The sequence below is a fragment of the Methanobacteriaceae archaeon genome (genome assembly GCA_030656015.1).
Lineage (GTDB): Archaea > Methanobacteriota > Methanobacteria > Methanobacteriales > Methanobacteriaceae > UBA349.
This window is the reverse complement of sequence record JAUSNX010000004.1, coordinates 259,585-272,174: the sequence shown is the minus strand read 5'-3', so window position 1 is coordinate 272,174 and position 12,590 is coordinate 259,585. Positions and strand designations below refer to the sequence as shown.

The window sequence follows — 12,590 nt, the reverse complement described above, 5'->3', positions numbered from 1 at the left end:
ATTTAATAATATAATAAATTAGATTTTATTAATATCTGTATGAAAAATCATAATAGTTTGATTATTTAAGCTATCTGATTAACTATTGATTATAATTATTTTATTAATAATATTAGATTTATTTGGCCTTATTCTTCATTAGATTTAAAATCTTAATAATATCTGTTTTTGATATAATTCCCACCAATTTATCATCTTTCACTACAGGCAAACGTCCTAAATTATGTTTTGTAAGTTTTTCAAGGGCAATTATAACTTCCTCATTTGGATTGGTGGTGATTAAATCTTTACTCATCACATCAGATACTAATAAGTTTTTATTTTCTTTTTTAGCATTTGATAAATCATGAAAAGTTACTATACCCTCTAATTTTTCCTCACTCATAACTGGATAACCCATGTGTTTGTATTGAAACATCTTTTCTAGTGCTTCCTCTATACTTATCTGTGGTGAAAGTGTCATAACTTCGGAGGTCATGATATTTTCAACCTTCAGGTCTCCTAAAAGTGAAGAGATTATGGTAGCTTTGTATTCCTGATCAGCTCCAATGTAAATAAACAGTGCAATTAATATAAGGAAAAAGTTAGGTAAAAATATTCCTGCTCCGGCCATTAGTATGGCAAAAATTTTCCCAATAGAAACTGATAATTCTGTGGCCCGCACATATTTCATTCTTTCTGCTAAAATAGCCCTTAATACTCTTCCACCATCCATAGGAAACGCAGGTAGCAAATTAAACACTGCTAAAACCAGATTAACTAAGGCAAATTGCAGTATAAATGCAGAAGCAAATAGGGGCAATGCTGACTCAGTAACTAAGAATAATAGGTAGGAAAGTCCAGCAATTATCACATTGGCCATGGGCCCCACTGCAGCAATATAAAGCTCTTGCCTAGGTTCTTTAGGAATTTCTCCCATTTGGGCCACTCCACCAATAGGTAGAAGCACAATTCTTTCTATATCCACCCCATATCGCTGGGCAATATACGAATGTGAAAGCTCGTGAATCACCACGGTGACGAAAACAAGGGTTATTAAAACTGCTAACTCTAATTGGATTATATTTAAAATGGCCATTAAATAAATGAATAATATTAATAATAAAAATGAGATATCCAGTTCAATTGGAATTTCAAATACAGTGAGAATTCTCAGGGATGTTTTCATGAAATTATATTTGTTTCATTTACTCTAAATAATTTTAGAATTATTAATACATTTTTTTAGACTAACAGATTAGCATAATATTTTGGAAAATAGATTTAGCTTTACTATTTGTAAATATGCAAATTCTGATTATAAAAATAAGCTATTAAAAATAAGCTATTATGAAAATAAAAAATTCTAGAAAAATATATAAAAAAATATATAAATTAAAGTCAGTATTTTTAATTTATTTTTCAAATACTAACTTTAAAACTGATTTGAGATTCAATTATAATTAACTGATATCTACCTTAAATCGTGGTTCCTTTATTTTAGGAAGATCCACAATTAGCACAGACCCTTCAAAGCGAGCTGCAACTTCTTCAATATTTATTTGTACGGGAAGAGGTATATATCGCTCTATTTTTCCTTTACTTCTCTCTTTAAGGATATATTTAACTTTAGGAGATTCATCATCAGATTCTTCTTCGGCAGCTGCTTCTTTCACCATTTCTTCAATATCTTCTTCGAATTGAACAGCGATTTCCACACTTTCTTCAGTAACTTCTAAAATTACATCATCTTTGCTGATATTTGGTAGGTCAACTTTCAATATTAAAGATTCGTCGATTTCTAAGAGATCCACTAAAGGTTTTTCAGTAACAGTGGTGTAATTGGAAATGGTCTTACCAAACTCTTCCTGTTTTCCTTTAAAGGTGCTTATAATATCATCCAGAACTTTTTCTGCATGGGTCTGGATTTTTTCAGTGTTCTCTTTAATGTCCTTTTTTAAATTGGAATCTTCCAATTTACCCTCATTTTCCTCTTGGGTTTCCTGGCTTTTTTCTTTTACCTCAGTTTCAAGTTCAATACTTTTTTCTGGTGCTTTTTCCTTTTTTGCTTTGGTTTTTCTTGCCATTTTTGAAATCCCTCAATTTAAATTTTTTCAGAATTTATTCCATTTTATTGTTTTCTACCTATTCTCTTTTTAATTGATAAAAGAAAGGCTATTTTTAATTATATGCTTATTTTTCACTATTAGTATCTGTTTTTCAGTTTATTTATATATTTTGTTAGTTAATTTTAAATTAAATGGTTCTATGAATACCAAAGTTATAAGTTTTTAAACTAACATAATAAAAAATGGTGTTTTCATGAAGGTGACTGAATTTTTAGGTAAAAAAGTTATAGATAAAAATGCAATGGAAATTGGAAAAATCTCTGATATGGAAATTGACCTTTCAAAAGGTTCTATAAATACTGTAACTATTTCTAAGAGTGATATCGCTTTAAAACAAAAGACTTTCATAGTTTCTGTTGAGGATATTGGGTCAGTAGGAGATTATGTCATTCTCGCACTATCTGGTGAGGATGCAAATCATGATAAAGATTCTCAGGAACCCGAATCTATCTCTATTTCCATTGAAAAGTAAGAATTATTTTTTCATTTTGTTCTAATTTTGGGGCAATAAAATTTTTAAAATAATGACTTAGTAAATAATGCATAATTATCTTTTAAATCATTTAAATCAAACTAATTAATTAATCATTATAAAAATACGGGGAGATTAGATATGCAAATTATTGACGGCCGTGGAAAGCAAGTAAATGTAGGTTTAACTGTTAGATACGGAGGTACTGGAACTACTGGAGAAGTTTCTGCTGTTAAAGTAGAAGAAGATGAAGGATGGATTCAAATAGATCATTCCGAAATGTGGTATAATAGTGAATCCCTTGAAGTTCTGGCTGAAAATAATATTAAACCCCAGAAAAAATCTTCTAAAAAGTTCAATGCGGCAAACGCATTAGAAAAATCTAAGAATAAAAACGATTTGGCCGACGTATCCATGGGCACTGGGACCTGTGATGGTGGTGGGTGATTAAATTTTTTCATATTTCTCATTTTTTCATATTTTTCAATTAATTACTTAAATTAAATTAAAATAATTTGCATAATAACATAAATTAAAGCCAAAGAATCATATCATTTTTAATAACAACTTTTTTATAATATTCTTTTTAATAAAATGACTATCATAAGGATAAAAATTTTAAAGGTTTTTCATGACAGAATACAATGCTCAAATTTTAGAGTCAGACAATATTTGGAAATACGTTTTTGATGCCCTACCAGATCTTATAGCTATTTTAGACACTGATCATAGGGTTGTAAAGATTAATAAGGCTATGGCCAATCGTTTAGGTGTCTCTTCTGATGCAGGTATTGGGTTGCATTGCTATGAAGTGGTACATCATACTGATTCACCTATATTAGAATGTCCTCACTCTAAACTCCTTCAAGATGGCCTGGAACATACACAAGAAGTTCAGGAAGATAATCTAGGCGGTTATTTTTTGGTAACGGCCTCTCCTATTGTTAATCCTGATGGTGAACTTCTGGGAAGTGTGCACATTGCCCGGGACATAACTGAACGTATGAAAATGGAGAAAAAACTGGAAAAAGCGTTACATGATAAGGAAATACTCATGAAAGAAATTCATCACAGGGTGAAAAATAACTTGATGATGATTTCCAGCCTTTTAAATATTCAATCTCACTATATTAATGATCCTGATGTAAAGGATCTCTTTACTGAAAGTCAGAACCGAGCAAGATCTATGGCCCTTTTGCATAAGGAGTTGTATGAATCCGGGGATATGAAAGATATTGAGCTTTCTGAATACTTAAGTACTCTTTCTAAAGAAATTATGCATAGCTATAATTCCCGGGATTTAAATGTTGATTTAGGCCTGGATTTGCAAAAGGGAACCATTGATGTGGATCGTGCTATTCCTTTAGGTTTAATAGCCACAGAAACAATTATAAACAGTTTTAAACATGCTTTCCCTAATGGAAAAGGAAAAATAAATATTAAACTTTATAAAGATGATGATTCATATGTATTAATAATTTCAGACGACGGTGTTGGATTCCCTGAAGATTTGGATTTTAGATCTCAGGGTAATATGGGAATGATGCTTATAAATGGATTAATCAATCAAATTGACGGTTCGATTAATATGAAATGTGAAAATGGAACACAATTCATCATTAAATTTAAAGATGAAGAACCTATTGATGAATAATATTTATTTTTTTATTACTTTATTTAAAATTAATTCTCTACTTTATCTAATCATTATTAAATCATTATTAATCGAAATAACGGGTGATAACTATTAAATCTAAAAGCATTGATTTTTACTATTTTTCTGGTACGGGAAACACTTTGCTGGTAGTTAACAAGATGAAAGAAGTATTTCAAGGGAAAGAATACTCTGTGGAACTTAAGCCCATAGAAAAACACGATGCCCGTGCAGTTAATACTAAAAATACCATTGGATTGGCCTTTCCAGTGGCCGTTTTTTCTACATATAACTTGGTCTGGGATTTTATTAGAAACCTTCCAGAAGCTAATGGAACTGAAATATTTATGGTTGATACTTTAGCTGGCTATTCTGGAGGTATAGTGGGGCCTTTGAGAACTATTGTCGAAAAGAAAGGTTATACTCCCATAGGGGCCCGTGAAATAATAATGCCGGGCAATATATTTTTCATTGCTAAAGACAAGGAAAACGATAAAAAAGTTAGAAAGGGACTCAAACACGCAAAAAAGTATGCTAAGGCCCTTATTAAAGGTAAAGCAAAATGGGGGAAGGTAGCTATACTTCCAGATATTATGAATGTAGTCTCTCGTGGTGGTTTGTGGTTAACTGGGGTTAATCTACATCAGAAATATCTAAAATTCAAGGTTAAAGAATCAAAATGCAGTAAATGTGGCCTTTGTGTTAATCTATGTCCAGTATCTAATATTAAGATGGAGGAATATCCGGTTACCGGGAATGAATGTGAATATTGCATGAGGTGTGTTTCATTTTGTCCTAAAAAGGCCATACCTTGTGTTTTTAATTACAAAGGGAAAACTTATAGTGCGGTTAAGGCCAGAAAATTGTTAAAGGATGATTAAATACTGCCATTATACTGTCAGGTTACTGAAAAAATCTTTATAATTTTTAGAAATTTTACTCATTTTTAATTTATCTATTATTTCTATTCATTCATTTTTCTTTCTTTCTTTCTTTATTTTTTATTTCTAATTCTACATATTTTTTATAAACGGTTTTTAGATACTAATTGAAAACTGATTTCAACTGAGAATTAAATGATTATAATTAAAATATGAGAAATGACTAAATTATAATAAATATTAAGAGGGGCACATATTGGAGGTGAGATTTGATGACCAATAATTCTCTTTTAGGTATTTTAGCTATAATTTTAGGTATTTTAGTCATGGTATTCCCATTGTTTTCAGTATTCACGGTCAGTGTGCTTGCTGGATTAACCGTATTATTAATCGGTATTTGGTTGCTTTCTTTAGGTTTCCATGCTTGGGGAGCAAGCAAAGGAATGGGTATTGCCTATTTAATATTGGGGATTCTAGCAATTTTTGTAGGAATAGCTTTATTTGGTAATATTCTAGCTTTAAGCTTCTTAGCAAGCTTCTGGTTCTACTTTGGTGGTTTCTTCTTGATTATTGCTGGTATCATGGGATTCTTTGCCCGTGAACACACCGTACACAAAGGATCAAACGCCTTACTAGTGATAATGGGTATTCTTTACATTATTTTAGGCGCTTACGCACTAGATCCATACTATTTGGCCATTATAATTGGTATTGGTCTGGTTATTGATGGATTTGTATTATTATTTGTAAATCCGGCAGATGTTGTTGAAGCAGCGTCTGCTGAATAAATAATAGATAAATAAACATAAATAAGGCCCCTCTTATTTATTTTAATTCATATGCTTGGCTTATTGTTTTTAATTGAATTCATTTATTTTATATGAAAAGTAAAAAAAGAAATAATTATCCTATTTGCTTGCTTTATTGTTTTATAATGGGAATTATTTATTAAAAAAAGAAATAATTGTTAATTTAAGTAAATTGGGCTTTCTTAACAAAGAATGAACTTTTAATTGAATTTTTATAAGTATTTAATGCACTTTTAGATGAATCAAGTCTTAAACGAGACATGCTTCCATCAGAATTCTGCCAGTTTTCATGCCAATAACTCATGGCCTTAATTCGAGGATATTTTCCTTTTTTAATAGAAACAAGTGCATCACTTATCCATTTAGCTTTTTTAGTTCCCCTTTCAGTAACTCCAAACTCCAAAACGGCCAGAGGCTTTTTAGAGGATATTTTGGTAAGTTGAGGATAAGAACTGCTCATAACTTGATTAAAAGTTTCCCAATCTTCTGAAGGAGTTTGTGCTCCATAAACACTGACACCTATCCAATCAATGTAACTGTCACCAGGATAATATGCCTTATAATTATTCCAGGACTTTTCAGGTGTGTTATAGGCATCCACATGGAACACCCAGGTAATCTTGGTGGCTTTTTCCTGTCTAAATATGGTTATTATGTGTCTGTAAGCATCCCTGTATTTTTCAGGCCCATCAGCCAAATTAAGGTTTCCATATTTATTCTTAGTTCCTGCCCCATTGAGTTTCCCACTCCAAGGGAACCAGTCACCATTCATTTCCGGGGCAAAATCAATAATCATGGGAATATTAGAATTTTTAGCATCTCGGGCCCATTTTCGCAGCTGAGTGTCAAATTTCCCATTTATAATATTGTCTAAGCTATAAACTCGGTCGGGTTTTGAATAAGAATCTTCTAATGTGCTGCGGGGCATTAAACGGATGTAAGGCACTAGACCTGCCTGGTGAATAGTCTTAACTGCCTTGGATGGGAAAGTAATTTTACTCTTTCCCCAGTTATCAGAGAATGCGGCCAAAACTATGGTCTGACCAGTCATTTTCTTAAAGGCTGCAATTCTTTTAGCAGTTACTGCATCTTCGGAACCTCCAAAATCAGGAAAAGCAGCTATAAACTCCTTTAGTGGAGGCCTTGAGCTTTATGATTTGATTAGAATCACTGGCCGAAGCACAGCTGATAGCCATTAGAATGATAGAAATAATCATTAAAATTATTATAATTTTTTTCTTGGAGATACCAATTAGAATTTATAAATATAATTTTTCTATTTTCATTATTAAATACAGTGATTTTTAAAAAAATATATTTTCAATAAAATGATTAATAAAATGCTTAGTCATAGAACAAATCTATAAAATATTCTTAAAATAAGTTATTTATCAATATAAAAACCAAATTAAATGTAAAAATTCCAACATGAAAAAATACTCAAAAAATAAAATAATAAAAAATAATAAAAGGAATATTTGGCGTTTTTATTCCTTTTGATGTTTATTTCCTCTTTTTAGAACTAACTATTCCACCTAAAACCATTAAAAATGCTACAATTGCTGCTCCTATTGGAACACCAGTATGCTGCATTCCCACATCATCAGTACTGTTGTTACTGGCTGCTTGAGCATTAATAACAATACTTTGGGTGTTACGGGCTAAATTTGGATCATAGGTTAGTGTAGATAGAATTGGAGATATGGCATAAGTGCCTTTGGCCAGTACTTTAGTCCACACATTGAGATAGGGGTCAATTACTCCTAAATCACCCAGATACCAGGTTATAGTACTGGTGGATCCGTCGTAAGTGAAAGTCCCACTTTGAGCTAGGGCCTTAATGAATTGCAGTCCTTTTGGTATTTTTAAGGTCATAGTGGTGTTGTAAGCAGTTCCAGGACCGTTATTTCCCACTTTAAAAGTGATTTTAACAGTGTCTCCTACTTTCGGATTTTTATTGTCCACTAAAGTTTTGAGATACAGGTCTGATTGCTGGCCAGCTATGGCGTGTAGGGAAGTAGTTGAATTTGCTTCAAAACCCCAAATACCAATGTAAAGGGTACCGTCCTTGTTAATGGAAGGTATTCCATAAACCGGATAGTTGTATTTCCATTTTTCGGTTCCATCAGGGTTAAGAGCAATCAAAGGACTTCCCATTGATGCCAGATAGATAGTACCATCAGTGCCTATGACTTGGCTGCTGAATCCTTCTCCCAGTGCCGGTTGGGTGTAGTTCCATAGTTTGGTTCCATTTGGGCTGAAAGCATGCAGATTGTTAAATGCGTCTTTATCAGAAGTCCCGAACATGGTAGTGAGATAGACCACGCCGTTGGAAGCTACTGAAGGAAGACCCATCACGAAATTATGGGCTCCATCATTAATGGTTTGCATCCATTTAACAGTTCCGCTTGGATTGAAGGCATATAAGTGCACTTCATTGATTTTATCTACTAATGAAGTTACGGCAGCATATATTGTTCCATCAGGCCCAACTGCTGATCCCCAACTTGCTGATCCTATTCCCCAAGACTTATAAAGATCTTCAGTAAAGGTATAGTTCCATTTTAAGGTCCCGTCCGGATTTATAGCATTGAGAACACCATAGTAATCTTCATCTTCGCTTTCAAAGTAGGATCCTACATAAAGGGCTCCATTTTGACCTACTGAATTGAAAAATGTGTATATGTGATCTTCTACTCCTCTATGGATTTTGTAGCTCCATTTAAGTGTTCCATTTGGATTAATAGAATATATTTTGGTAAAATCATTGTCATCATCGTAGAGATTTAATCCTACCAGAATACTACCATCTTTCCCAATAACGGGATAGGAAGCTACACTAGATTCATATTCTCTAAATGTGTATTGCCAGCGTATTGTTCCATCAGGATTAATTGCAGTTAGAACTGGGACTTCGTAGTCACTCATAATGTATAGGAGGCCATTGTCCCCTATAGTTGGAGCAATTGAACTGTCCAGATTTTCAAAGGTCAAATTCCACTTGATGGTTCCATCAGGATTGAGAGCATATACGGTACCGTTATCATTTGATGTACTGGTGAAATATATGGTTCCATCAGCACCTATGGTCTGACCACCAATTCCATTATCTCCACTGGTATTAAAAACCCACTTAGTAGTGTTGTTTTGAGGTCCTAGATTTTTTGATTGGCCATTACTTTGGTTATTGGCAAAAATGTCAGGCCAGATAGGCTCTGACTTTTTCAAAGTGTAATTAGTGTTATTGTAGGTTGTGTTACTTTCATTTCCTGGTGCGGGCGTGGCCATGGCAGGAGATAATGAAACAGCACATATCATGAAAATCAGAGCAAAAATTGCCATCCTTTGGGCTGTTGTTTTTTTGTCTATATTTTCACCTCCTTTTTTTTAATCATTTTTTATAATAATCAGGAGATTTAATTAAAAACAGTTGTAATGTTTAATCAATTATTGATTAACTAGAAGGACGATGGCCTTAGAATACGTAGTGATTAAACCCCCATTAATTTAATAATTTGTCTTGTTTATGGATATATAATTTTTGAAATGATTTTTGCAAAAAATTATAAGTTTTGGTGCTTTTTTGACTTTTTATCAGTGTTTTATGCATTAATTTCTCCTTAAATACAAATTTAATAGTTAATTCAAATTTTTTTTAAATGATTATATTTATATATGAAATCAACATTATTATTAAATACCGACCGTCGGTTTTTAAGGAAGATTATAATGTCAAAAAGAGAACCTAAAGAAAAACGTATTAATGAAATTACTCGAGCAGCCATGGATGTTTTTTTAAAAAAAGGATACGAAGGTACCACTATGGAATCCATTGCACAGGAAGCAGGAATTAGTAAAGGGGGCCTTTATCATCATTTTGAAAGTAAAGACATGATTTTGATGGCGGTTAATGAAAAAATGATGGAAGAAATGGGGGAAATAATCCTCAAAGCTTCACAATGTGGTTCGGTTAAGGAGGGAATACTATACTATATAGAAAAATACATTCTCTTCTGGATAGAACACCCTAAAGAGACCAGCTTTCTCTTTTTATCACTGGCCAAGGTTCTGGATAATCAAGAGCTTTTAAGTTATTATCATGACTACACTGTTGATTACATAAATTATTTTGAGGAAGCATTTACTATGGGGATTCAATCTGGTGAATTCATCCCGCACAATGTTAAAACAAGTGCTATAACCTTGATGGCTGCTTTGGATGGAATTTTGAGTTATATGATTTTTGATAACAGCCTGCAACTGGATGAAGTTGTGGAACATTTTGAAGAGAAATTCATCAAACCGGTAGTAAAATCTAAATCAATTTAATTGTTTTGAATTTAGAAAAAAAATTATATTTTATTTAAAATTCGTTTTAATTATGAATAATTGACATGGAAGTTCAAATATGTTCAGTAAACCACAAAAAATTAGAAAACTTACGCTACTTCTTTCATTTTTATTATTTCCAGTTACTATATTTTATTTTTCACCATTTTTAATCATATGGGGTGCATCATTGGGTATAATCACGGGGAGCTTTTTAACTTTCACAGGCTTGTTTATATTATCGTTATTCTTTGGCAGAGCATTCTGTGGATGGGCCTGTCCTACAGGTGGGGTTCAAGAGTATTGTTTTACCATAAATAACCAAAAAACAAGAGGCGGGAAATACAACTGGATAAAATTTTTCATTTTTGTCCCCTGGATTGCAATAATAGCTTCTATGGCAATTTTAGCAGGCGGTTTAACTACCATTGATCCATTATTCATGACTAAATATGGAATTTCTATCTCAGAACCATTTATGTATGTTATTTACTATGGAATTTTAATAACAACAATTTTAGTAGCAATTTTAGCTGGAAAAAGAGCTAATTGTCACTATTTTTGTTTTATAGCTCCATTTATGATTATCGGAACTAAAATAAAGAATTTCATCAGGTGGCCATCACTCCATATTGAATCAGATAAAAAGTTATGTGTGGGGTGCAACATCTGTAAAGATTGTCCTATGAGTCTTAATGTTAAAGAAAATGTATTAAATAAGGATATGCAAGATTTAGAATGTATTTTATGTGGTGAATGTATATCATCATGCCCTAAAGGCGCAATAAAATATTCATTTGGTATTCCTAAAAGAGGTAGTTAATATGAAAATGCAAAATGTAGATTTATATTATTTTTCAGGAACTGGAAACACGTTTTTAGTGGCCAAAAAGATGGTGGAAACTTTCCAGGATAATGGCATTGAAGCAAATTTACTGAAAATTGAAGATTCCAATCCTGATGAAATTAATTTAGAACATACTATTGGTTTAGGATTTCCAGTGGCAGAATTATCCACTTATGAATTTGTTTGGGATTTTATTAAAGCCCTGCCTGAGGCCAATGGAACGAATATCTTCATGGTGGATACTTTAGGGGGTTTTTCTGGTGGAATTGTAGGTCCGGTGAGGGAAATAGTCAAAAAGAAAGGATATGATCCTATTGGTGCTAAAGAGATTGTAATGCCCCCTAATATTTTCTATGTTCAAGATGAGGCCACCAATAAGAATAAAATTCAAATAGGCCTTTTAGAAGCGGAAAAATATGCTCAAAACATAATTAATGGTGAATCCAAATGGGGAAGAGTCCCTGTGATTTCAGATTTACTATATTACACTTCAATTATTGGTTTAAAGATAACTGAATCTAATTTAAATCAAAAATTCTTTCAAATGGCTCCGGATATGGAAAAGTGTAACAAATGTGGCCAGTGCGTAAAAATGTGCCCTATTGACAATATAACCATGGCATCTAATGATGAATTTCCGGTTAATAACATGAAATGTGTTTACTGTCTAAGATGTACTTCTTTCTGCCCAAGAAAGGCCATTCCAGCACCATTTAATTACAAAGGAAAGACTTATGCTGCGGTGAAGGCCCGAAAATTATTGGATTAAATAATTCATCCAATTTTTTTGAAATTTTTTTCTATTCCATTTCAATTTGTGTCAAAATATTAATCTATTTCAATAAATAAAAATAGTAAATGGATGATTTATATGCTTAATTTAGAAAATAAAAATTTGGATGTTGAATCAACAGCTAAGGTAGCTATAGAAGATGTTGATTCACTTAAAACATTATTGGCCGGTATTCTTTCTAAAGATGATATTGTTAGATCTAATTCTTTTGAAAGTCTACTTTTTCTGAGCAAAATGGACCCTGAATTTCTTTATTTGCACTGGGATTTTTTTAAAGAGATGCTCTACAGTAAAAATAACTACTCTAAATATATTTCGGTGTATATACTGGCTAATTTAACATTGGTAGATGATGAAAACAAATTTGAAGAGATATTTGAGGATTATTTTGCTCTACTCGGTGGTACCAGGGCCATGATATCATCTCATGTAGCCCTGAATTCAGCAGTTATTTTTAGAAATAAACCTGATTTAAGACCGGAAATTCTAAATAAACTATTAGACATTGATAATATTCATGAGGGCAAACAGATTGAAATGATAAAATCCTATGTAATTGGAGCTTTAAGTGATATTTACAATTTAATAGATGATAAAAAATCTATTGGTGAATTTGTTAAAAATCAAAGGGACAGTAAAAGCCCTAAAACCCGTAAAATGGCTGATGAATTTTTAAATCAGAGGGGATAATTCAATA

The 12,590-nt window shown here is 32.3% G+C and carries 13 protein-coding genes; 9 read left to right on the top strand and 4 right to left on the bottom strand.

The features are described from left to right. Window positions 1–118: 118 nt before the first annotated feature. Both Q7I96_04505 and Q7I96_04500 read right to left on the bottom strand, forming a co-directional pair. Window positions 119–1,168, bottom strand: coding sequence for a site-2 protease family protein (locus Q7I96_04505; protein ID MDO9626873.1), 1,050 nt, complete (start codon window positions 1,166–1,168; stop codon window positions 119–121). Between the two features lie 274 nt (window positions 1,169–1,442). Next, window positions 1,443–2,066 (bottom strand): Hsp20/alpha crystallin family protein, encoded by a 624-nt coding sequence (locus Q7I96_04500; GenBank protein ID MDO9626872.1) that lies wholly within the window; start codon window positions 2,064–2,066, stop codon window positions 1,443–1,445. Window positions 2,067–2,301: 235 nt separating this feature from the next. Here Q7I96_04500 and Q7I96_04495 point away from each other — a divergent pair, with 235 nt between their 5' ends. The 5 genes from Q7I96_04495 to Q7I96_04475 all read left to right on the top strand — a co-directional run bounded on the left by Q7I96_04495 (window position 2,302) and on the right by Q7I96_04475 (window position 5,903). Beyond that, window positions 2,302–2,580, top strand: a complete 279-nt coding sequence (locus Q7I96_04495) for a PRC-barrel domain-containing protein (GenBank protein MDO9626871.1) — start codon at window positions 2,302–2,304, stop codon at window positions 2,578–2,580. 141 nt (window positions 2,581–2,721) lie between these two features. After that, window positions 2,722–3,027, top strand: a complete 306-nt coding sequence (locus tag Q7I96_04490; GenBank protein MDO9626870.1) for a DUF2098 domain-containing protein — start codon at window positions 2,722–2,724, stop codon at window positions 3,025–3,027. 184 nt (window positions 3,028–3,211) lie between these two features. Further along, window positions 3,212–4,234 (top strand): histidine kinase dimerization/phosphoacceptor domain -containing protein, encoded by a 1,023-nt coding sequence (locus Q7I96_04485; GenBank protein ID MDO9626869.1) that lies wholly within the window; start codon window positions 3,212–3,214, stop codon window positions 4,232–4,234. A gap of 83 nt (window positions 4,235–4,317) precedes the next feature. After that, the gene (locus Q7I96_04480; protein MDO9626868.1) at window positions 4,318–5,115 is read left to right on the top strand and encodes an EFR1 family ferrodoxin; all 798 of its coding nucleotides are present in this window, start codon (window positions 4,318–4,320) and stop codon (window positions 5,113–5,115) included. Window positions 5,116–5,387: 272 nt separating this feature from the next. Further along, window positions 5,388–5,903, top strand: a complete 516-nt coding sequence (locus tag Q7I96_04475) for a DUF308 domain-containing protein (GenBank protein ID MDO9626867.1) — start codon at window positions 5,388–5,390, stop codon at window positions 5,901–5,903. A 184-nt stretch (window positions 5,904–6,087) separates the two neighbouring features. Here the strand turns inward: Q7I96_04475 and Q7I96_04470 are convergent, their stop codons facing one another. Together Q7I96_04470 and Q7I96_04465 are read right to left on the bottom strand one after the other, a co-directional pair. Continuing rightward, window positions 6,088–6,975, bottom strand: a complete 888-nt coding sequence (locus Q7I96_04470; protein ID MDO9626866.1) for a glycosyl hydrolase — start codon at window positions 6,973–6,975, stop codon at window positions 6,088–6,090. A 452-nt stretch (window positions 6,976–7,427) separates the two neighbouring features. Continuing rightward, window positions 7,428–9,266 (bottom strand): PQQ-binding-like beta-propeller repeat protein, encoded by a 1,839-nt coding sequence (locus Q7I96_04465; GenBank protein ID MDO9626865.1) that lies wholly within the window; start codon window positions 9,264–9,266, stop codon window positions 7,428–7,430. 387 nt (window positions 9,267–9,653) lie between these two features. On the opposite strand from Q7I96_04465, the gene Q7I96_04460 reads away from it, so the two are divergent. The 4 genes from Q7I96_04460 (at window position 9,654) to Q7I96_04445 (ending at window position 12,583) form a co-directional block, all read left to right on the top strand. Beyond that, window positions 9,654–10,253, top strand: a complete 600-nt coding sequence (locus Q7I96_04460) for a TetR/AcrR family transcriptional regulator (protein ID MDO9626864.1) — start codon at window positions 9,654–9,656, stop codon at window positions 10,251–10,253. Window positions 10,254–10,332: 79 nt separating this feature from the next. After that, entirely contained in the window at window positions 10,333–11,076 is a 744-nt protein-coding gene (locus Q7I96_04455; GenBank protein MDO9626863.1) for a 4Fe-4S binding protein, read from the top strand. Between the two features lies 1 nt (window position 11,077). Then, window positions 11,078–11,869, top strand: coding sequence for an EFR1 family ferrodoxin (locus Q7I96_04450; GenBank protein MDO9626862.1), 792 nt, complete (start codon window positions 11,078–11,080; stop codon window positions 11,867–11,869). A 102-nt stretch (window positions 11,870–11,971) separates the two neighbouring features. Continuing rightward, the gene (locus Q7I96_04445; GenBank protein ID MDO9626861.1) at window positions 11,972–12,583 is read left to right on the top strand and encodes a hypothetical protein; all 612 of its coding nucleotides are present in this window, start codon (window positions 11,972–11,974) and stop codon (window positions 12,581–12,583) included. Window positions 12,584–12,590 lie beyond the last annotated feature (7 nt).